Genomic DNA, 20,351 nt, shown 5'->3' on the forward strand with positions numbered 1-20,351 from the left:
GCCCGGCAGCGTGTGCTGCCGGGCCTTGTTGCTGTAGTCCGACTGTTTGCCGGCCTGACGTCAGGCGCCGCCGGACGTCGTCTCATCCATCCTCACGTCCGGAGACGAGGACTGCTGTCCGGTGTTCGATCCCTGCGTGTCCGACGCAGTCGAAGTACTCGGGTCCGGCACGGACACCGTGGTCGTCGGAGCGGGTTGAGTCGTGCCGGTCGACTCACCCGGAGTCGATGTATCGGAGGTCGGCGGCACGGTCGGGGAGGTTGTCTCCACCGGCGACGTAGGCGCATTCAAGATCGTCGGGTCGACGGTCGACCCCGGATTCGGCGTCGATTCGACGGGCGGCTGCGGCGTGGCCGACTGCGGCGGTGCGCCCGGGGTGCTCGGCTGCACCTGTGGGACTGCTGCGGCTCCGGGCCCAGGCGGCAGTGGCACGCCCGGAACGAGCGGTCCCGGCAGGGTCGGCACGATGCGGTTCATCTCTTCGGTGAGCCGCTGCAGCCAATCGCCGAGTTCGTTGCGCTGCCCCGCGTTCGTGACTCCCGTTGAACGGACCTCTGCGGATCGGAGCAGTTCGGTCGCGGCCTCGGTCTGGCCTTCTGCGATGAGCTCCTCTGCCCTCTGCAGAGTCGAACTGGTGTCGATCCGCGCCATCGTCGACTCGGCCTGCTCGCTGAACACCACTTCTTTGACGCCCCAGAGAGCGTCGCCCGGTTCTGCGCTGTACGAGACCGTGGCAGCACCGCCGATGGCAGCTGCGATGAGCGCGGCGGCCCCGGCAAGGGGTCGGATGAGTCGAAGCTGCCCCTTGGAACGTGTGGGCGGTTGCGCCGCCAGAGCCTCGCGGGCACCGAGCTCACGGTTGACCGCCGCGACGACCTCGTCGAAATCGGGGCCGACAGGTAGCGGCTCCGCCAGGATCTCTGCGCGCCATCCGGCGAGCATCGTGGCGAGTTCGTATTCTTCGGCCGATCGTGTCTCCACAGGACCGTCGCCCGAGATCGCATCGATGAGGGCATCATCGCGCCGTACCGACGCGATGTCCACGGGGGTGCCGTCGTCGGGAAAATCGTCGGATATGCCGTGCCCCGCGCCGCGCCTCCTACCCATTCCTCTCACCTGCTCTCGTCACTTCCTTCTTGAGTTTCGCGATGGCCCGGTGCTGGGCCACACGGATCGCACCTGCAGTACTCCCAAGTGCAGACGCCGTCTCTTCGGCCGACATCCCCATGACCAGACGCATGATGAGGATTTCGCGCTGCTTCTCGGGAAGCGTGCCGAGCAGCTCTTTCATCTGCCGACTCGCTTCCGAGTTCAACGCGTGTTCCTCGGGACTGTCGTCGAGCGACATCACCTCGGGTACATCGGCCACCGGGTCCGCACGGTTACGTGCAGAGTTTCGGTGCGCATCGGCGACTTTGTGTGCGGCAATGCCGTACACGAATGCCATGAAAGGACGTCCTTGATCCTGGTAACGGGGCAACGCCGTCATCACCGCCAAGCACACCTCCTGCGCCACATCATCTGCCGAAAGCTGTCCGCGCTCGGCAGATCCGACCCGCGCCCGGCAATACCGGACCACGAGTGGCCGAATACTTGCTAGTACTCGAGCGAGAGCAGCCCGATCGCCCTGCGCAGCCGCAGCAACGGCGGAGCCCAACTCCTCACCCATAACAGTCATCGAATGCGCAAGTCCTGGCGTTACAAGTGGCACGGTCCCCCAACCGGGTGTGCTTCCACCTGGCGTGGAACTCCTCCAGAGTAACGACACCCCATGACGAACCGTCGCATCCGGGCACCGAACTATGGTCGGATCGTTGCGAAGCGCCCACCACCGTGCTCCACTGCCGTAGCGCATTCGTTACGCACTCGCTCCGCATCGACGCCTGCCCCCAGCCCGACGAGCAGCATCGACGCCGCCCACCGCAGCGGAATCAACCCGTGAGCAGCAGCCCGATCACATACATCGGCCGCAAGCCCGAGCGCCGGGGCCCGGTCTGCGCCGTCGGTGAGCGCGGCAGCCCTGAGCAGGTCGGATTTCACCTGATGGCGCACCGACCCAAACCTTTCGGAGTCCGCCGCACCACGGGTCGCGAACATGCGCGCGGTCTCGAAATCGCCGGACGCGAGGGCCGTCTCCGCAGTGACCCACGAGAGCCGGATCCGCTGACGCAGCAAACCGCCTTCACCTTGCAGCTCGCCATCACCCGAACGAGACACGTCACCCGAACGAGACACGACGAGAAGATCGGCGCACCGCTCGAGCAACCTGCGCGCCTGTGCAAGCCTTCCGCGACCGAGCGCGTCGGCCGCCAGACCGGTCAATGCGTCGCAGCGCGCCTCGACGAGTCGCGCCCTCAGGTCGGCGGTGCGGTCTACGGAGTCCATTCCTGCGACTGCGGCCAGTGCACGGCCGTCGTGCACGGCAGCCACGCGGTGCCACCCGAGTTGGCGCAGCAACGATGCTTCGGTGCTCTCGGCCAGCGACACCCATACCCCTCGCGAGCCCGAGCGCCGCACCTCGGCCAGTTGTGCCCGGGCAGCGCTGTATCGCCCCTGCCCTCCTAACGCGACCGCGTGCAACCAGCGCTCCTCGAGCCCCTGTGCGGCGCTCCCGTCACGCGAAGGAACCGCCCCCACCCGCACGCTCGCGGGAGACCTGCCGAAGGCTGCTGCACGCAACGACGACGCCGCGGCCGGGGGCGCTGTATCGATTTCGAATTCCGAGTTGCTGAGGATCGACATAGGAAGAATCATTGCACTGGCGCTGCAAAGTCTCCCATTCCGGGAGATTCGAGAATTCGCACTCCGAGCGCAACAATTCCCAAACAATGGATTCAGACAATTCCCCAGCTCCGGGACCGACACCCAGTTGAACAAATGGTTAATTGCATACATGTTGCATGTATGTTCGCCGAACATTACTCGGCAGATCCATGGTCGGATCGCTCAGCATCCACTCCACCACCATCTGTACATAAGACCAGCTCAACGGCCGTTAATACAGCACATCACGGCGCAATCACAGACCTCCGCCACCTGCGAAACACTCGACTGCAATCATGTTCACCCACCAATGTAAATATTTCCGACGTTAATTCTTTCCATTTTCGTTATGGACTATCCCACTGAGCGAAGGCATTGACGGCCAATCGGTAATACTTTTACGGTAGGAGAGCCGGAGATAGTTGGATCCGGCTCGGAAGGATGACTTTCCGAACGATGGTCCGCTCGCCTCTTCGAGGCGAGCACGCTGCGAAGGAGTGCACATGCCCGCACCTCACACCCTGCCCGGTCCGAACACTGACCTCTGGGACTGGCAGATGCACGGCACCTGCCGAGGCGCGGACTCTTCAGTGTTCTTCCACCCGGACGGCGAGCGCGGACGTGCCCGCAGCCAGCGCGAGAACCGGGCCAAGGAGCTGTGCCAGAGCTGCCCCGTCCTCATCCAGTGCCGCGAGCACGCACTCCGTGTCGCCGAGCCGTACGGCATCTGGGGCGGAATGTCCGAGAGCGAGCGTGAGCTGTACACGCGACATCATCGCCGCAAGGTTGCGGTGTGACCAGCGGTCCCCCGCCCCCACTGCAGGGATGACAGCCGACACCGAGATGGACGGCATCGATCTACGACGAAGCCCCGCACGGAGAAATCCGTGCGGGGCTTCGTGCATCGTGGCCACTCGGAGCTGTCCGAGGGGCCTGCGATATCTAGTGGGCGTGTCCGTGCCCGTGGCCTTCGCCCTCGACAGGCTCGGGCTTCTCCACGATTGCGCTCTCCGTGGTCAGAATCATCCGTGCCACAGAGGCAGCGTTGACAACCGCGGAACGGGTCACCTTCACCGGGTCGACGACACCGTCGGCGATCAGGTCACCGTAGGTGAGCGTGGCCGCGTTGAATCCGTGACCCTTGGGTGCCTCGGACACCTTGTTCACCACGACAGCACCATCGAGCCCGGCGTTCGAAGCGATCCAGTACAGCGGTGCGGTGAGCGCGGTCCGCAGTACTGCGACACCGGTGGCCTCGTCGCCGGACAACGAATCCTCGAGCTCGACAAGCGCCAACGAGGCCTGCACCAGCGCAGAACCACCGCCGGGCACGATGCCCTCCTCGACGGCAGCCTTCGCGGCATTGACCGCATCTTCGACCCGGAACTTGCGTTCCTTCAGATCGGTCTCGGTGGCAGCGCCGACCTGAATGACGGCGATTCCACCCGAGAGCTTGGCAAGACGCTCCTCGAGCTTCTCGCGATCCCAGTCGGAATCGGTGTTCTCGATCTCGCGACGGAGCTGAGCTGCGCGGTTCTCGATGTCCTCGGCGGTGCCTGCACCGTCGACGATCGTGGTGTTGTCCTTCGTCACCACGACGCGACGGGCCGATCCGAGCAGATCGAGTCCGGCTTCCTTCAACGACAGACCGATGTCGGAGTTGATCACGGTACCGGCGGTCACGACCGCGAGGTCGTCGAGGAACGCCTTCCGACGGTCGCCGAAGAACGGGGCCTTCACCGCGACAGCCTTGAGGGTCTTTCGGATCGAGTTGATCACCAGCGTCGAGAGCGGCTCGCCCTCGATGTCCTCGGCGATGAGGAGGACCGGCTTACCCGATTCGGCAATCTTCTCGAGCAACGGCAGGAAGTCGGGCAGCGCGCTGATCTTCTCGCGGTACAGCAGCACGAGAGCATCCTCGAGGACTGCTTCCTGAGTATCGACGTCGGTGATGAAGTACGGCGACAGGAAACCCTTGTCGAACTGAACTCCCTCGGTGACGACGAGTTCGGTGCTCAGGGTCGAGGACTCCTCGACCGTGACCACACCGTTCTTACCGACGATGGTGAGTGCTTCGCCCACCATCTCGCCGATCACGGCGTCGCGCGAGGAGACGGTAGCGACCTGCGCGATCGCCTTCTTTCCTTCGACGGGAGTCGCGGCAGCGAGAAGCGCCTCGGAGACCTTCTCGACACCCTGGGCAATTCCCACGCCGAGCGAGATGGGGTTGGCACCCGCGGCAACGTTCTTCAGGCCGGCCTTGACGAGCGCCTGAGCCAGAATCGTCGCGGTAGTCGTGCCGTCGCCTGCGACGTCGTTGGTCTTGGTGGCGACACTCTTGACGAGCTGAGCCCCGAGGTTCTCGAACGGATCTTCCAGCTCGATCTCGCGGGCGATGCTCACGCCGTCGTTGGTCACAGTGGGGCCGCCGAACGCCTTGGCGAGCACCACATGCCGCCCACGGGGGCCGAGGGTGACCTTGACGGCGTCGGCGAGCTGGTCGACGCCGCGCTCGAGAGCGCGGCGCGCGGTTTCGTTGAACTCGATTTGCTTGGACATGTTCTCCGACTACTCCTGGGTTCGGATGATCCCCAACGGATTCCGCCCCGGGTCCGTTATGGAACTCCGGGGCGGAACTGTTGCGGCCTACTTGGCGACGACAGCCAGAACGTCGCGGGCCGAGAGGATCAAGTACTCCTCGCCGGCGTACTTGATCTCGGTTCCGCCGTACTTGCTGTAGATGACGACGTCGCCTTCCTTGACGTCCAGCGGGATGCGCTTGTCGCCATCTTCGTCCCAGCGGCCGGGGCCGACAGCGACGACGGTGCCCTCCTGGGGCTTTTCCTTCGCCGTATCAGGAATGACCAGGCCGGAGGCAGTCGTCGTCTCGGCCTCGTTGGCCTGGACGAGGATCTTGTCCTCGAGCGGCTTGATGTTCACGCTCGCCACGATGCGCCCTCCACTTTCAGGGGTATTTGGGTCCGAGGCTCTCGTTGTCCTCGAACTCGGTTTTGTTCAGTCACCAGAGTGACTCCGCGCGCAGTCCCGTCGTCGCGGGTGCCGGGCCGACGCTCGGTGTCAACTAGCACTCTATACACGCGAGTGCCAGCGCTCAAGGGCTGCGTGTGCTGACACGCGGAGAGCGAACAGAAGGGCCCATATGTTACGGTTCAATAACGGAAACCGAGAGCGTGATCATACGGTGACCATGTGCAGCGAGCGAACCTTGCCGCCCCGGTCGCCGGTCACGCACGAGAGGTGAACAATGCCCACGTCGCTAGGGATCTCCGTCGGCGCCTCCGGCGTCGGCGCCGCCCTGCTCGTCGACACTGCCACCGGGCTCACGTCCGAGTACCGCAGGCTAGCGGTCGATTCCGGTCATCGCCGTGATATCGGCGATCTCGTCTTCGATGCGATCTCGTTGATGACGACACAGGTCGTGGATCAACCTGTCCCCGATGCCGTCACCGTCGCCTACCGCACCGAAGAACAGGCAGACGCGATCCGCACCGCTGCGGAACGTCACGGAAAGCTCGTGCGACTCGTTCCCGAGACCACCGCACTCCTGGCGTACCTCCGAACCGTCGGAGTACGCACCGAACCCGGCGCGATCGCGGTCGCCGACATGGGAGCGTCCGGCACCACCGTCTCGGTGCTGGACCAAGAATCCGGCACCGTACTGCGATCGGCGCGCACAGAGAACGTCAGCGGCAATGCGGTCGGCACGGTGATCTACGACCACGTCCACCGCGCCACCAACCGCATGCGAACGCGCATGCAGGTCGATCCGGCCTTGCTGAAGGCGCGTTGCCAGGGCGCCCAAGAAGTACTCACCACCTCCGAGCGCACCCGGATCGACATCGCCGAAGCGGGGCCCGACGCGTCGGTGACCCTGACACGCACCGATCTGGCGGCGCTTGCCGCCGAACTCTCCGAGACCGCGGCCGCGTTCACCCGCCAGGTCACGACCCAGTCGTTGCCGCGTCCGGGCACGCTCGCCCTCGTCGGCGGTACCGCCGCGGTGCCTGCCCTGGCCGCCGCCGTCACCGACAGTTTCGACGGTCACGTCATCACTGTCCCGGAACCGGCGTCCGCAGCCGCCCAGGGTGCCGCGCACCTGTCCGGCTCCGCGCACTTCGGCGGTTACGACATCGTCGGCTCCGCACGGGCTTCCTCCACCTCGGCGGGAGCGCGCATGTCAGGCGCTGTGGCGGCGGCGCTCGTACTCGCCGCAGTAGTCGCGGGATTCGCCACCGACAAGTTCACCGACCGGACCGCCAGCACGCCGGTGTCTCCAGCCGGGACCAACGGTGCCGTCGTCACGGAAGACCCGTCGCAGCCGTCGTATCGGACAGAGACCGACATCCCGTCGTCCGATCCCGACTCCTCGCTGTCACCGACGCAGACCACGGACGGCGATCTCGACGGAACACCTCTTCCGGCGCCGCCCCCGTCGACGGTTCCGCAGACGGATATCCCGGTGACGAGCGGAAACTCCACTGCCACTCCGACCCCGATCGATCAGGTGCAGACACTCGAGTCGGCGCCCGGCGAGATCCCCGACAAGTGGGGTCCGCACGACTCCGATGAATCGACGACGTCGCCACGACCGACGCCGACGCCCACGAACCCGACTTTCCCCACAGATCCGATCGAGCCCACAGAACCCACGACTCCGACCGAACCGACCGAACCGACCGACCCCACAACCCCGACCGACCCTACCGATCCGACCGACCCCACCACCCCGACCGATCCCACGACTCCGGAACCCGGGCCGGGCATCACACCCGAGCCTTCTGATCCAGCGCTGACCACGTCTCCCGGACTGAACTCACCGACATCGACCATCGGGGAAAGGTCGGTCACCGAGAGCAGCATCAGCGGCGATCCGACGACCTCGGACGACGTGGACACCTCGACGACCCGCTGACGATCCTCGCGCTCGCGGCCAGGGACAGAGTGGAGCCGAGAGTCAGGCCGAGACCTGCGCGACCGAGACGGACAGTCCCGGATCGGTTCCCACGGACAGCGCCGACGGGGTCGCTCCACCTGCAATGAGATGTGCACCCAGGGCTGCAATCATCACACCGTTGTCGGTGCACAGACTCGGTCGAGGCACACGCAGGGTCATGCCGGCTTCGGCACACCGCTCCTCTGCAAGCTCACGCAGCCGCGTGTTGGCTGTCGCGCCCCCGCCGAGCACCAGCGTGTCGACACCGACGTCACGAGCCGCCCGCACCGCCTTCATGGTGAGAACGTCGGCCACGGCCTCCTGGAAACCTGCAGCCACATCCGCGACCGGCACCGGCTCGCCAGCGCGTTCCTTCGCTTCGACGAACCGGGCCACGGCAGTCTTCAGTCCGGAGAACGAGAAGTCGTTGCGGGCATCTCGCGGGCCCGTCATACCACGCGGGAACACCACAGCGGTCCGGTCGCCAACTCGTGCGAGCCGATCGACTTCCGGCCCCCCGGGATAGCCCAGTCCGAGCAGCCGCGCCACCTTGTCGAATGCTTCCCCCGCCGCGTCGTCGACGGTGGTGCCGAGTTCGACGATCGGCTTGCTCAGGTCCTCGACATGCAGCAGATGGGTATGCCCGCCCGAGACCAGCAGTGCAACGCACGGTGGCATCGGTCCGTGTTCGAGCGTGTCGACGGCGACGTGACCTGCGAGGTGGTTGATCGCATAGAAGGGGACGTTCCACGCGGCCGCGTAGGCCTTGGCAGCGGCAACTCCGACGAGGAGCGCACCCGCCAATCCCGGTCCTATCGTCACGCATACTGCGTCGGGTTTGGCGATGCCTGCCGAGGCCAGTGCCCGTTGCATGGTGGGAACCATCGCCTCGAGGTGGGCGCGGGATGCGATCTCCGGGACCACACCACCGAAGCGGGCGTGCTCGTCGACGCTCGAGGCCACCTCGTCGGCGAGAAGCTCGAGGGTGCCGTCACCGACGAAGCGGACGATACCGACGCCCGTCTCGTCGCACGAACTCTCGATCCCCATCACTATCGGTCCGGTCACTGTCGTGGCTCCTCTCGCCGATCCGGGCGGCGCATGGTGTACGCATCGGCCCCACTCGGCTGGTAGTAACGCTTCCTCGTCCCCACGACCTCGAAACCCTCACGTCGATACAACGCAATCGCCGCGTCGTTGTCGGTGCGGACCTCGAGGAACACCGGGCCGCCCCACCGATCCGCGACACGCAGCAACTCTGCCAGCAGCGCCCCACCGACCCCGCGACGCCGCGCGTCCGGGTCGACGCCGATCGTGTGCACCTCGGACTCCGGGTCCATTCCGGTACCGAGTCGTGCCAGTCCGGCGTAGCCGATGAGGCTCCCGGACTCGTCGCGTGCAGCGACATAGTGGTTGTGGGCCGATGCGAGTTCGGAGCGAAACGCGGCAGCGCTCCACGGGTCGTCACCGGGGAACAATACGGTTTCGAGCTCTGCACACCTGTCCACGTCGTCGCCGCAGAGTGCATCGACAAGCACGCTCATGTCCGACGATCCGCGGTCGCGACGGCATCGGGGCGGCGCAGGTACAGCGGTACCAGTGGCTCGGGGATCGTCCCCGCGCACAGATCAGCCGATGCCGCGGCAACCAGACCTGCAGGCGACGGCGAGTACACGGGCACCGCGGGAAGATCGAACAAGGCGGTGTGCTGGGACGATCCCGCGACACGGTGTGACGGCGCGGACGGCACCTCCGCAGGCTTTCGGACGTCGGGGCCCTCGACACGACCCCGGGTTCCGTCGTACCGAGCGAAGTACACCTCACGACGCCGTGCGTCGGTGACGACGAGCAGATCACCCCCGTCGGGCGCTTCACTGTGCGCGTCCTCGGCGATCGCATCGAGGCTGCAGACACCGTGAACCGGAATTCCGAGGGCATCACCGAATGCCGCGGCGGTGACCATGCCGACCCGCAGTCCGGTGAACGGCCCCGGCCCCACCCCTACGACGATCGCGTCGAGGTCGGCCGGAGTGCATCCGGCCTCGTCGAGGCACTCGAGGATCTGTGGGGTGAGGATCTCTGCATGGGCGCGTGGGTTGTCGGTCAGACGCACAGCAACCGTGGTGATGTGGGCTGGGTCTCCCTCACCACCATGCCGGACGAGACCCGAGGTCACGACGGGTGTTGAGGTATCGACGGCGAGCACAAGCACGATTCATCAGGATACCCGGTCCACAGACCTCGTCAGTCCACCCAGGCCCATTCCGCCCGACGCACATCCGACTCGGGATCACGACGCAATCGCACCCGCAGGTGCCGGTCGGTGAGCTTTTCGACAAGTCCTCCGCCCCACTCGACCACCACGACCGCCGCGTCGAGGTCGGTGTCGAGGTCCAGCGCATCGAGTTCGTCGAGGGCATTCGGGCCGTCGCCAAGTCGGTACGCATCGACGTGGACCAGCCCTACCGGTGGAGCGCCTTCACGACTGCCCGGCCGGTGTTCGCGCGCGATGACGAATGTCGGTGACGTCACCCGGCCCTGTACCCCGAGCCCTGCTGCGAGACCTCTCGTCAATGCAGTCTTGCCTGCGCCGAGCGGACCGTCGAGCACCACGAGGTCGCCGGCACGAAGATCCTGTGCAAGACGGCGGCCGAAAGCCTCGGTGTCCTCGACGGTCGGCAGTTCGATATGGGCGGAGTCAGACAATTGCGGCTCGCCTGGTCGAAGCGTCATGCGCGAAACCTCGCTGGATCAGCCGGTCGATCGCACGGTTGACGACCTCCGGGAACTCGAATTGCACAAGGTGCCCACCGCCACGAACCCGCTTGAGCTCGCATCCCGGGAGCGCCTCGGCAAGCTTCTCCGAACTCGAGAACGGAATCACCATGTCGGCGTCGCCGCAGAGCACGAGCGACGGTACCGAACCCAGTACGGGGAGCGCGGCAGATTCGTCGTGCATCTCGAGAGTGCGCAGGAAGTTCACGATCGTCAGCACCGAAGTCTCGTCGAGCATCCGATCGGACAACTCGACGAGGCGCGGGCTGACCACCGTCCCGTACGACGCCGCGCGCAGGATCGGAGTGACGACCGCGCGGGCCATACCGCGCGCTACCTGCACCAACCCGGGGGCCGTGCGCGCGGCGTACCGGAAGGCATCGATGACGGGGTTCTCGAGGTTCCGGCCGATTCCGCTCTTGTCGAGGCCCGCCGCAGTGGTCGCGAGCAGCCCTACCCCCACGATCCGGGACTCGAACAGGTCGGGTCGCTGCGACGCGAGAGCGATCGTCGTCATGCCGCCCATCGAATGGCCGATCACCACCACCGGCCCGCCGGGGGCAGTCTCGTCGATGACTCGGCCGAGATCGCGTCCGAGTTGCGCGATGGTGCACGACTCGAGGGCCGGCATGCCGGACTCACCGTGGCCACGCTGGTCGTAGAACACCATCCGGACGTCGTCGCCCCACCGCTCGAACATGTGCCGATACTGCAGATGCCACGACTGCATGCGCAGACAGTAGCCGTGGACGAAGACGACGGTCAGCGGAGCACGTGCCGGCCCGGATTCACGCACGACGAGCGGAACGTCGTCGTCGGTCATGACGATCCGCTCGGGCAACTGCAATAAGGCGTCGAAGTCCTCTCCCTGGTACATCTCGGTGGCGGGCATCCCGGCGCTCCGCACGGCATACAGCCCCGCGGATGATGCGAGTGTCACCAGGCTTGCGCCCAGCAGACCCATTCGGCCCATCAGCGTCATCGCAACTCGCCTCCTTCGCCACCTACATAGGTGCGGACGGTTCGGCCACCCACCCCGGTCACGATCTCGTAGTTGATCGTGTCCAGGAGATCCGCCCAGTCCTGGGCTCCGGATTCACCGAGACGTCCGTCACCGAAGAACAACGCTTCGTCGCCCTCATGTACTCCCCCGCCGTCCGGGCCGAGGTCGACGACAACCTGGTCCATGCAGACGCGTCCCAGTTGAGGGCGCCGGCGCCCACCCAGCAGCACTTCGATCCGGCCACTGAGATTGCGGCGGATCCCGTCTGCATACCCCATCGGCAGAAGTGCCACGGTCGTGTCGGTCGGGGCGATCCAGCGGTGTCCGTACGACACCCCGGAACCCGCGGAGACCTTCTTCACCAGCGCCACCCTCGTCCGCAGTGTCATCACCGGCCGGAACCCGAAATCGCCTTCCTCGGGGATCGGTGTCAGCCCGTAGATCGCGATTCCGGGCCGGACCATATCGAATCGCAGGTCAGGGCGGGTAACGGTGGCTGCGGAATTCGCCAGGTGGACGACCTCCGGAGTGAGCGACACACGTCGAAGGTCGTGGGTGGCCTGGTGGAGCCTGTCGCGCTGCGAATCGATCTCGGGGTGGCCGAGTTCGTCGCCGTGTGCCAAGTGCGAGAACAACCCCCTCAGCCGCACCGCTCCGGACGCCTGCGCTCGAGCGACGTCCCGCACGAAATCGGGCCATTCGTCGTGTGCGACACCATTGCGGTTGAGGCCGGTGTCGACCTTGGCGGTGATGACGGCGGTGTCACCGGTGGTCTCGGCTGCCGCAACGATGGCCGCGAGGTGCCGCGACGACGACACGCCGAGTTCGATACCCGCCGCGATCGCGGGCGCGAAGTCGGCGTCGACCGTGTGCAGCCACGAGAGCACGGGCGCATCGATTCCTGCGGCACGCAGTTCGAGCCCCTCGTCGAGCGTGGTGACGCCCAGTTCACGTGCCCCCGCCGCGAGCGCGGCGCGAGCGACCGGAACGGCACCGTGGTTGTAGGCGTCGGCCTTCACGACTGCCATGACCGCTGCGTCACCGGCATAGTCCCGAAGGCGCCTGACGTTGTGTGCGACCGCGTCCAGATCGATCATCGCTTCCGCTTGGGGAAGTGCTCGGCGGTCGGTGGACGGGGTGCGTTGTAGGGCGGTCACATGGATTGATCCTGCCACCGCAGCGATCGGCGCCGTCGGGGAGCCCGGGTGTGTCCGATTACGATTCGGATGCGTGGGCCCGCAGGATTCGCACCGCGGGGCGGAGCTGCTCGGCGATGGCGCTCGCCGATACCGGTGCGGTTCCGGCTCCCTCGCCGTCCTCGCCGCGTGCTGCGAGATTCGCGGCAAGTGCGTGCGCACGTGCACCCGCCGCCGCAGCCAGGTCGACCGGCATGCCCGACGACATCAACGCTCCCACGAGCCCGGACAGCAGGTCCCCGGCGCCCGCGGTCGACGCCCACGACCCGCCCGCGTCGTTGACGAACGTGTGTCCGTCCGGTCGGGCGATGAGCGTCGCATGGCCCTTGAGCAGTACGTGCACCTGCCAGTCCGCGGCAAGCGTCCGCGCGGCAGCGACACGATCCGACTGCGGGTCGCCGCTGCCGGTGAGGCGCGCGAACTCCCCGGCGTGCGGGGTCAGCAGTGTCGGCGCGGAACGCCCCCGCACGAGCGACGGGTTGCGCGCGAGGAGGGTCAGTCCGTCGGCGTCGACGAGCACCGGCAGATCGGTCGCCAGAACATCGCGCAGCGTGTCCTCCGCCTGCTCGTCGGTACCACCGCCCGGCCCGACGACCCACGCCTGCGCCCGTCCTGCAGCGTCGAACGTCGGGGCCGCGACGACCTCCGGGTAGCGCGCGAGGACCTCTGCTGCCGCACTGCCGACGTAGCGCACCATGCCGGAGGTCGCGGCCACCGCGGCGCCCGTGCACAGCACCCCCGCTCCCGGATAGTGCCCGCTGCCTGCCACGATGCCCACCACGCCCTGGCTGTACTTGTCGTCGTCGGCGCCGGGCACCGGCCAGATCGCGCCCAGCTCGGCAGGTTCCGCCGACACCAGGTCCGCGGGCGGCAGATCGAGACCGATATCGATCAGTTCCACACGACCGCATCGGGCAGGCGCCAGAACGTGCACGGGCTTCCGCGCACCGAAGGTCACCGTGAGGACCGCGTTCACTGCCGGCCCCTCGACCTCACCGGTGTCGGGGTCGACACCGCTCGGGGTGTCGACCGCGACGATCGGCGCGGTGATCACATCGACGAGAGCGGCGGCTGCCGGACGCAACGGTCCACGACCCGAGATCCCGACGATGCCGTCGAGCACGAGGTCGGGATCACCGAGATGCTCGGGCGTCGCCGGCGCCGTACGGCCCCCGGCAGCGCGCAGCGCTGCGAGTCCCGCAGGGTGCGCACGCTCGGCGTCGAGCAGCAGTGCTGTCACCGCGACCCCGCGCCGACGCAGGAACGCGCCTGCCCACAGCGCGTCGCCACCGTTGTCACCGGAACCGACGAGCAGGCTCACCTTCCGGCCGGCGACAGAGCCCGTGCGTGTGTGGAGTTCATCGGCGACCACCCGAGCGAGCCCGTACGACGCTCGGCGCATCAGCGTGCCTTCGGGCAAGGCCGCAAGGAGAGGCGCTTCTGCGGCGCGTACCTGCTCGCACGGGTAGTAGCTGCGCATGGTGCTCCCGGTCGCTCGGCCTGTTCTACGTGTGACTCATGTGTGCTTGCTCTACTCCACGGTGACGGACTTGGCGAGGTTACGGGGCTTGTCCACGTCGTACCCACGCGACTGCGCGACCTCCGCAGCGAACACCTGCAACGGCACCGTCGACAACAACGGCTGCAGCAACGACGGCGACGCCGGGATCTCCACGAGGTGATCCGCGAACGGCCGCACCGTCTCGTCACCCTCCTCGGCGATCACCACGGTCACCGCACCACGCGCCTGGATCTCACGGATGTTGCTGAGCAACTTGCTGTGCAGAACTGCGCGTCCCTTCGGCGACGGCATGACGACGATGACGGGCAACCCGTCCTCGATCAACGCGATCGGCCCATGCTTGAGCTCACCCGCCGCAAAACCCTCCGCATGCATGTACGCCAGCTCCTTGAGCTTGAGCGCACCCTCGAGCGCCACCGGATACCCCACATGCCGACCCAGGAACAACACCGCAGGCGACGCCGCCAACTCCCGCGCCAACTCCCGCACCGGCTCCATCCCGCCCAGCAACTGCTCGATCTTCGCGGGCATCGCCTCGAGCTCCTGATACTCGCGCGCCACCTCATCGGGATACTTGGTGCCCCGCGCCTGCGCCAACGCCAACCCCACCAACAGGTTCGCCGCCATCTGCGCCAGGAACGCCTTCGTCGACGCCACCCCGATCTCCGGCCCCGTCCGCGTATACAACACCGCATCCGCCTCACGCGGAATCTGCGCACCGTTGGTGTTGCACACCGCCAGCACCCGAGCCTTCTGATCCTTCGCGTGCCGCACCGCCTCGAGCGTGTCCGCGGTCTCCCCCGACTGCGAGATCGCCACGACCAGCGTCGACCGGTCCAGCACCGGATCCCGATACCGGAACTCCGAGGCCAGCTCCACCTCTACAGGCAACCGCGTCCAATGTTCGATCGCGTACTTCGCCACCAGACCCGAGTGATACGAGCTACCACACGCGACGACGAACACCTTGTCGATGTCGCGCAGTTCCTGATCCGACAGGCGCTGCTCGTCGAGCACGATCCGGCCGTCGACGAAATGCCCGCGCAACGTGTCCGCGACCGCGGTGGGCTGCTCCTCGATCTCCTTGAGCATGAAGTAGTCGTGGCCGCCCTTCTCCGCGGCCGCCAGATCCCAGTCGATGGTGAACGGCTGCGTCGGCACATCGGTGTTGCCGTCGAAGTCGGTGACCTCGTACGAATCCTTCGTGATCACCACGACCTGGTCCTGGCCGAGCTCGACGGCATTGCGGGTGAACTCGATGAACGCCGCCACATCCGAGGCGATGAACATCTCACCGTCGCCGACACCGACGACCAGCGGTGTCGAGCGGCGGGCCGCGATGATCGTCCCGGGATGATCGGCATGCACGAACACCAACGTGAATGCACCTTCGAGGCGGCGCAGCACACTGCGGGTGCTCTCGACGAAATCACCGGCCGTGGGCCCCTCTGCGTAAGCACGGGCCACCAGGTGCACCGCAACCTCGGTGTCGGTGTCGGATTCCAGTTCGACGCCGGCGTCTTCGAGTTCGGCGCGCAACGGCGCGAAGTTCTCGATGATGCCGTTGTGGACCACTGCCATCCGGCCGGTGGCATCGCGATGCGGGTGCGCGTTGCGGTCGGTGGGCCGACCGTGCGTCGCCCACCGCGTGTGTCCCATCCCGGCCGTGCCGTCGAATCGGTCCTCGCCGATCTCGTCGAGTTCGGCTTCGAGGTTGGCGAGCCGACCGGCCTTTCGCTCGACAGCGAGGCCACCCTCGCCGTCGAGGACGGCGATACCGGCCGAGTCGTAGCCTCGGTACTCCATCCGCCGAAGGGCCTCCACCACGACGTCGAGGGCACGGCGGTGCCCGACATACCCCACGATTCCGCACATGGTTAGCAGGGTACTTGGCAGTGAGGGCTCATCGACAACGCACTGGTGGCCCGGTGGCGAGCGCTACACAGGACCGCTGCGGCACGCCCATCTCGATCACCACACCCGTCTCCCGACTCGATCGGCTAACGTTCTCGCCGTGGCGGCGAACCCGAAATCCTTGGCTCGGCAACTCTCGAAGCGCGGCCCCCATACGGTGCTCCGCGGCGACCTGGCGCTCGCCGGTCTCCCCGGCGTCGTCTATACCCCTGCGGAAGGCTTCAACCTTCCCGCGGTGGCATTCGGTCACAGCTGGTTGACCGGCATCAGCAAGTACTCGGGACTGCTCGAGCACCTCGCGTCCTGGGGGATCGTGGCGGCCGCACCCGGCACCGAACGTGGGCCTGCCCCCTCCTCGATCGGATTCGCCACCGATCTGCTGACCACCCTCGACATCTGCACCGGGGTGCGTCTGGGCACCGGTCGCATCAGCGTGCACCCACACCGACTGGCCCTCGCCGGGCACGGACTCGGCGCCGGCGCCGCGATCCTCGCTGCAGCACAGCGCAGGGTGGCCGCTGTCGCGGCGCTCTATCCCACCCCCACCACCCCGTCCGCGGCCCAAGCCGCCGCTCGCGTCGAAGCCCCCGGGTTGGTGCTCGTCGGAGAGAAGAGCTTCGGATCGATGAACAGCGACGCGGTGTCGGTAGCCCAGCAGTGGGGTGGGAAGGACGTACAGCTGCGCATCGTCGACGACGCCGACGACCAAGGGCTCGTCGAGGGCCGCAGGCTGCTCGGTGCGCTCGGGTTCGGTGGCGCCGAACGGAAGACCCAGGAACGCACTCGGGCGCTGCTGACAGGGTTCCTCCTGTATCGACTCACGGGCGACAAGACCTACGCGGTGTTCGCCGATCCCACCACCGAGGTGCCCGGCTCCACCGTCATCACGGATCCTTCTCTGGTCGAGCAGGATCTCGGTAGCCGGATCAGCACGCTGCTCAGCTTCTAGACGCAGAGAGTCACAACGGGCCTGCCTCGGCCAGCACGACACCGTCGCCGTCGTCCGTAGGTGGCTCTGTTTCGTCGGAGTCGGTGGTCGCGGCACCCGTGTTCGCTCCCGTACGACGATCGACCCGGACCCCGGCAGGCACCTGAGCGACCACCGGACCCGACGGTCTCGCACCTTCAGACGGCGAACTTTCCGGGGGCAGGAGTTCCGGCTCCGAGGGCAGGGGTCCCGAGGGCAGGGGTCCCGAGGGCAGGGGTCCCGAGGGTAAGGAATCCGGCCGCGGAGTAGGAGCAGGTTCCGCAGGCGATGCCAGATCTGTCGGCGGAGGCAGGATCGGCGGGGACACAGAACCTTCGACGCTCGGCCCGACGATACCGAACGTGACGGCATCCGCGACGGCGGTCGCTCCCTCCACCGCTGCCGTCGCGAAATCGGCCACTGCGCCGGTCAATTCCGCAACGGCCCCGACGAGTTCTCGACCGGCATCCACAAGATCGGTTGCCGCTCGCAGCACATCGGTCGGCCCGTCCGTGATCCCGGCCGTATCCCGGGAGCCACCACCGAGGTACCTCGCGCCCTCGGACGCCGGTGCCGGTGCCGGTGCGTCGAGCAGGTCGAACGCCCGGGCAACTGCAGAGAGGTGGTCGTCGACCGTGTCGTCGGCGATATCGCACGTCGCGATGAACCGGTCGATTCGTTCCTGGATCGTGGGCGCGAACACCTCGTGCAACCATCGCTCACACCACGCGGCCACGCTGCCCGGTCCGGGACTCGGCGTACCGGATTCCGCGCACCAACTTGCCACCTGTTCGAAGGTGGGACCTGCAGCGTCGTCGTCGCGCGCTCCCGCAATGATGACGTCTATGTCCTCCGGTGTCCGGCCATCGACCGACCCACCTGCGAACTGCCCGATCTCATATGCCTTCTCGGCGACCGCACGGGTAATGCCGTCGACCGCACCCGTACATGCTCCGGCCAGGGCATGCACCGCGTCGAACACTTTCGCACCGCGCTGCACCGCTCGGTCCAGGTCGTCGCGGGCAAGGTCACCGGCGTCACCACGCCACGCGGAACGCAACGCGCGCACGCCATCCGTCTGCTCCTCGATGCGACTCGCCAGATCTGCCACGAGTCGGGTGAACACGGCCGCGTCGTCCGCGAGTACCGACACGTCGAGCCCGTTCTGCTCGTCGTAGCGGCTGCCCAGCCCTTCGACGGTGACCCGGCCTGCGATACCGACCTGGTGGGCACGGGGGAGGTACGCGGCGAAGAAGTCCAGACCGAGTGCACCGGCATCGAGCATGTCGCTCAGACGCGCGCTCGGTGAACTCATCGAGGGGGCTCCGTCCGGATGTCGCGCAGTGCGTCGACCGTGGTTCGTTCCTGGTCGTGGTATCCGTCCGCTGCCGCGGCCGCAGCGTCTGCATACCGGTTGGTCGCCGCTGTCCACTCATCCAGCGCACGCCGCAGTCGCATGTAACCGTCTTCGACGGCAACACCGCGCGTCCGATACCTCTCCCCTGCGTACCGGGGCCCGAATTCCAGGGCACCGAGGGCACGGCGGCAGGCTCGGTCAGCGGCCGACGCGGAACACGTCACCGTCGAGGCGACGGCTCTGACCGCTGTGCCGTCGAAATACAACAGGTCATCGGAAAACAATCCGGATCGTGGCTCCACGTCCACTCCTTCACGTGTCGGTCGACACCGTCACAGAGTTGGACGCAGCGCAGGACGATCCGGTTCCCTTTTCGACGAAAAGAATCGACCGCCCCGCAGGCGGCGATCGCTCAGACGCCGGCGACGACCTTGGCAAGGCGATCGGCGACCGCCTGTGCCTGGGCGTCCTCCGCCGCTTCGACCATGACACGTACGAGCTGTTCGGTGCCGGACGGACGCAGCAGCACTCGACCTGTGTCGCCGAGTTCACGTTCGGCTTCCGCGACAGCCTCCGCGACCGCCCGGTTCGCAGCGACCGCCGCTTTGTCGGATACGGCGACGTTGACGAGGACCTGCGGGAGCGATCGCATCACCGCGGCCAAATCCGCCAGGGGCGTGCCGGTCGATGCGATCCGTTCCATCAACCGCAGCCCGGTCAGGACACCGTCGCCGGTCGTGCCATGTGCAGGGAAGACGACATGCCCGGATTGTTCGCCTCCGAGGGAGAATCCGCCACGACGCAGTTCCTCGAGTACATACCGGTCGCCGACTCCGACGGTCACGACCTCGATGCCGGACTCCCGCATCGCCAGGTGCAGACCCAGATTGCTCATGACCGTCGCGACGAGAGTGTCCTCGTGCAGCTCGCGGCGGTCTCGCATGCTCAGTGCCAGCACCGCCATGATCGCGTCGCCGTCCACGACCGCACCGGATGCATCGACCGCGAGGCAGCGGTCCGCATCACCGTCGTGCCCGAGACCGAGGTCGGCACCGTGCTCGAGTACCGCCTGCTGCAGGGATTCGAGATGCGTCGACCCGCAGCCGTCGTTGATGTTGAGGCCGTCCGGTTCGGCGCTGATCGCGATCACCGTGGCGCCGGCGGCGGTATAGGCGGCGGGCCCGACGTGCGATGCCGCGCCGTGTGCGCAGTCGACGACGACGGTGACGCCCTCGAGCGACACGCTCGTCGCGCTCGCGAGGTGCGCCAGATAGCGATCTGCGGCATCGGCGGCGGTTCGGACCCGGCCGACTCCAGCTCCGGTCGGCCGCGCCGGAGTCAGACCGTCGTGCAGTGCCGCCTCGATACGGTTCTCGGCGGCATCGTCGAGTTTGTGACCGCCCGCGGCGAAGATCTTGATTCCGTTGTCCGGCATGGGGTTGTGCGACGCCGAGATCATCACGCCGAGATCTGCGGCATACTCACCGGTGAGGTACGCGACCGCGGGAGTGGGCAACACACCGACCGATACGACATCGACACCGGCTGCGGCAAGCCCCGCGGTGACGGCGGCTTCGAGCATCTCGCCGCTGGCACGCGGATCGCGACCCACCACTGCAACCGGACGACGACCGTCGCGGCCCGGCGCGAGCACGGTCGCCGCAGCACCTGCGAGTTGCATCGCCAATTCCACCGTCAGTCCAGCGTTCGCCATCCCGCGAACCCCGTCGGTGCCGAACAACCGGGCCATGTACACGTCCTTCGCGTCGAGTCTGTCGGGTCTTCGGAAGACAGGCCGCACGAGCTACTGCCCCCGGAATCAGAATGCACGAAAGCAGGCACCGGTAGTAATTCTCTACCGGCGCCTGCTCTCGTGGTCGAACAGGTGCCGAGGCTGACA

Annotated in this window: 19 protein-coding genes; 3 read left to right on the forward strand and 16 right to left on the reverse strand. The window is 66.9% G+C overall.

All coding sequences use genetic code 11. The features are described 5' to 3' along the window. Nucleotides 1-60: 60 nt before the first annotated feature. The 3 genes from ACFWB0_RS18795 to ACFWB0_RS18805 all read right to left on the reverse strand — a co-directional run bounded on the left by ACFWB0_RS18795 (nt 61) and on the right by ACFWB0_RS18805 (nt 2,742). Entirely contained in the window at nt 61-1,107 is a 1,047-nt protein-coding gene (locus ACFWB0_RS18795; RefSeq protein WP_378491978.1) for an anti-sigma-D factor RsdA, read from the reverse strand. Next, nucleotides 1,100-1,678: a sigma-70 family RNA polymerase sigma factor gene (locus ACFWB0_RS18800; RefSeq protein WP_378491979.1), complete on the reverse strand. Its 579-nt coding sequence runs from the start codon at nt 1,676-1,678 to the stop codon at nt 1,100-1,102. The genes ACFWB0_RS18795 and ACFWB0_RS18800 overlap by 8 nt, the downstream gene beginning before the upstream one ends. A gap of 122 nt (nt 1,679-1,800) precedes the next feature. Beyond that, entirely contained in the window at nt 1,801-2,742 is a 942-nt protein-coding gene (locus ACFWB0_RS18805; RefSeq protein ID WP_378491980.1) for a hypothetical protein, read from the reverse strand. A gap of 524 nt (nt 2,743-3,266) precedes the next feature. On the opposite strand from ACFWB0_RS18805, the gene ACFWB0_RS18810 reads away from it, so the two are divergent. Beyond that, complete coding sequence (locus tag ACFWB0_RS18810) at nt 3,267-3,560, forward strand: WhiB family transcriptional regulator (RefSeq protein ID WP_378491981.1); 294 nt, start codon at nt 3,267-3,269, stop codon at nt 3,558-3,560. A gap of 145 nt (nt 3,561-3,705) precedes the next feature. On the opposite strand, the gene groL is transcribed toward ACFWB0_RS18810, so the two are convergent. Both groL and groES read right to left on the reverse strand, forming a co-directional pair. Next, nucleotides 3,706-5,322: a chaperonin GroEL gene (groL, locus tag ACFWB0_RS18815; RefSeq protein WP_378491982.1), complete on the reverse strand. Its 1,617-nt coding sequence runs from the start codon at nt 5,320-5,322 to the stop codon at nt 3,706-3,708. A gap of 87 nt (nt 5,323-5,409) precedes the next feature. Next, nucleotides 5,410-5,712, reverse strand: coding sequence for a co-chaperone GroES (gene groES, locus ACFWB0_RS18820; RefSeq protein WP_006550071.1), 303 nt, complete (start codon nt 5,710-5,712; stop codon nt 5,410-5,412). A gap of 316 nt (nt 5,713-6,028) precedes the next feature. Between groES and ACFWB0_RS18825 the strand changes: the two genes are divergently transcribed. Beyond that, nucleotides 6,029-7,696 (forward strand): Hsp70 family protein, encoded by a 1,668-nt coding sequence (locus tag ACFWB0_RS18825; RefSeq protein WP_378491983.1) that lies wholly within the window; start codon nt 6,029-6,031, stop codon nt 7,694-7,696. 42 nt (nt 7,697-7,738) lie between these two features. Here ACFWB0_RS18825 and tsaD read toward each other — a convergent pair whose 3' ends face one another. From tsaD to glmS, 8 genes are all read right to left on the reverse strand, one after another. Continuing rightward, entirely contained in the window at nt 7,739-8,767 is a 1,029-nt protein-coding gene (gene tsaD, locus ACFWB0_RS18830; RefSeq protein ID WP_378492017.1) for a tRNA (adenosine(37)-N6)-threonylcarbamoyltransferase complex transferase subunit TsaD, read from the reverse strand. 14 nt (nt 8,768-8,781) lie between these two features. Continuing rightward, nucleotides 8,782-9,261: a ribosomal protein S18-alanine N-acetyltransferase gene (gene rimI / locus ACFWB0_RS18835; protein ID WP_378491984.1), complete on the reverse strand. Its 480-nt coding sequence runs from the start codon at nt 9,259-9,261 to the stop codon at nt 8,782-8,784. Further along, entirely contained in the window at nt 9,258-9,929 is a 672-nt protein-coding gene (gene tsaB / locus ACFWB0_RS18840) for a tRNA (adenosine(37)-N6)-threonylcarbamoyltransferase complex dimerization subunit type 1 TsaB (protein WP_378491985.1), read from the reverse strand. The genes rimI and tsaB overlap by 4 nt, the downstream gene beginning before the upstream one ends. A gap of 32 nt (nt 9,930-9,961) precedes the next feature. Continuing rightward, nucleotides 9,962-10,450: a tRNA (adenosine(37)-N6)-threonylcarbamoyltransferase complex ATPase subunit type 1 TsaE gene (tsaE, locus tag ACFWB0_RS18845; RefSeq protein ID WP_378491986.1), complete on the reverse strand. Its 489-nt coding sequence runs from the start codon at nt 10,448-10,450 to the stop codon at nt 9,962-9,964. Then, nucleotides 10,416-11,474, reverse strand: coding sequence for an alpha/beta fold hydrolase (locus ACFWB0_RS18850; protein WP_378491987.1), 1,059 nt, complete (start codon nt 11,472-11,474; stop codon nt 10,416-10,418). Before ACFWB0_RS18850 ends, tsaE begins: the two co-directional genes overlap by 35 nt. Continuing rightward, nucleotides 11,471-12,592, reverse strand: coding sequence for an alanine racemase (gene alr, locus ACFWB0_RS18855; protein ID WP_378492018.1), 1,122 nt, complete (start codon nt 12,590-12,592; stop codon nt 11,471-11,473). Before alr ends, ACFWB0_RS18850 begins: the two co-directional genes overlap by 4 nt. Nucleotides 12,593-12,710: 118 nt before the next feature. Continuing rightward, the gene (locus ACFWB0_RS18860) at nt 12,711-14,171 is read right to left on the reverse strand and encodes an NAD(P)H-hydrate dehydratase (protein WP_378491988.1); all 1,461 of its coding nucleotides are present in this window, start codon (nt 14,169-14,171) and stop codon (nt 12,711-12,713) included. Between the two features lie 51 nt (nt 14,172-14,222). Next, entirely contained in the window at nt 14,223-16,088 is a 1,866-nt protein-coding gene (glmS, locus tag ACFWB0_RS18865; RefSeq protein ID WP_378491989.1) for a glutamine--fructose-6-phosphate transaminase (isomerizing), read from the reverse strand. A gap of 139 nt (nt 16,089-16,227) precedes the next feature. On the opposite strand from glmS, the gene ACFWB0_RS18870 reads away from it, so the two are divergent. Continuing rightward, nucleotides 16,228-17,076, forward strand: a complete 849-nt coding sequence (locus tag ACFWB0_RS18870; protein ID WP_378491990.1) for a hypothetical protein — start codon at nt 16,228-16,230, stop codon at nt 17,074-17,076. Nucleotides 17,077-17,086: 10 nt separating this feature from the next. Here the strand turns inward: ACFWB0_RS18870 and ACFWB0_RS18875 are convergent, their stop codons facing one another. The 3 genes from ACFWB0_RS18875 to glmM all read right to left on the reverse strand — a co-directional run bounded on the left by ACFWB0_RS18875 (nt 17,087) and on the right by glmM (nt 20,201). Beyond that, on the reverse strand, nt 17,087-18,409 hold the full coding sequence (locus tag ACFWB0_RS18875; RefSeq protein ID WP_378491991.1) for a hypothetical protein: 1,323 nt from the start codon (nt 18,407-18,409) through the stop codon (nt 17,087-17,089). After that, nucleotides 18,406-18,753, reverse strand: a complete 348-nt coding sequence (locus ACFWB0_RS18880) for a hypothetical protein (RefSeq protein WP_378491992.1) — start codon at nt 18,751-18,753, stop codon at nt 18,406-18,408. The genes ACFWB0_RS18875 and ACFWB0_RS18880 overlap by 4 nt, the downstream gene beginning before the upstream one ends. Nucleotides 18,754-18,863: 110 nt before the next feature. Continuing rightward, nucleotides 18,864-20,201, reverse strand: a complete 1,338-nt coding sequence (gene glmM, locus ACFWB0_RS18885) for a phosphoglucosamine mutase (RefSeq protein WP_378491993.1) — start codon at nt 20,199-20,201, stop codon at nt 18,864-18,866. Nucleotides 20,202-20,351: the final 150 nt, after the last annotated feature.

Origin of the sequence: Rhodococcus sp. NPDC060086 (assembly GCF_042730275.1) — a bacterium.
Taxonomy (GTDB): Bacteria; Actinomycetota; Actinomycetes; order Mycobacteriales; family Mycobacteriaceae; genus Rhodococcus.

Coding starts and splice junctions, on each gene's coding strand:
- ACFWB0_RS18860 (WP_378491988.1), bottom strand. CDS start 14,171: ATGCGCAGCTACTACCCGTGCGAGCAGGTACGCGCCGCAGAAGCGCCT.
- ACFWB0_RS18795 (WP_378491978.1), bottom strand. CDS start 1,107: ATGGGTAGGAGGCGCGGCGCGGGGCACGGCATATCCGACGATTTTCCC.
- rimI (WP_378491984.1), bottom strand. CDS start 9,261: ATGAGCGTGCTTGTCGATGCACTCTGCGGCGACGACGTGGACAGGTGT.
- ACFWB0_RS18850 (WP_378491987.1), bottom strand. CDS start 11,474: ATGACGCTGATGGGCCGAATGGGTCTGCTGGGCGCAAGCCTGGTGACA.
- ACFWB0_RS18800 (WP_378491979.1), bottom strand. CDS start 1,678: ATGACTGTTATGGGTGAGGAGTTGGGCTCCGCCGTTGCTGCGGCTGCG.
- glmS (WP_378491989.1), bottom strand. CDS start 16,088: ATGTGCGGAATCGTGGGGTATGTCGGGCACCGCCGTGCCCTCGACGTC.
- ACFWB0_RS18825 (WP_378491983.1), top strand. CDS start 6,029: ATGCCCACGTCGCTAGGGATCTCCGTCGGCGCCTCCGGCGTCGGCGCC.
- tsaE (WP_378491986.1), bottom strand. CDS start 10,450: ATGACGCTTCGACCAGGCGAGCCGCAATTGTCTGACTCCGCCCATATC.
- ACFWB0_RS18810 (WP_378491981.1), top strand. CDS start 3,267: ATGCCCGCACCTCACACCCTGCCCGGTCCGAACACTGACCTCTGGGAC.
- tsaD (WP_378492017.1), bottom strand. CDS start 8,767: ATGGGGATCGAGAGTTCGTGCGACGAGACGGGCGTCGGTATCGTCCGC.
- glmM (WP_378491993.1), bottom strand. CDS start 20,201: ATGGCCCGGTTGTTCGGCACCGACGGGGTTCGCGGGATGGCGAACGCT.
- alr (WP_378492018.1), bottom strand. CDS start 12,592: ATGATCGATCTGGACGCGGTCGCACACAACGTCAGGCGCCTTCGGGAC.
- ACFWB0_RS18875 (WP_378491991.1), bottom strand. CDS start 18,409: ATGAGTTCACCGAGCGCGCGTCTGAGCGACATGCTCGATGCCGGTGCA.
- ACFWB0_RS18805 (WP_378491980.1), bottom strand. CDS start 2,742: ATGTCGATCCTCAGCAACTCGGAATTCGAAATCGATACAGCGCCCCCG.
- groL (WP_378491982.1), bottom strand. CDS start 5,322: ATGTCCAAGCAAATCGAGTTCAACGAAACCGCGCGCCGCGCTCTCGAG.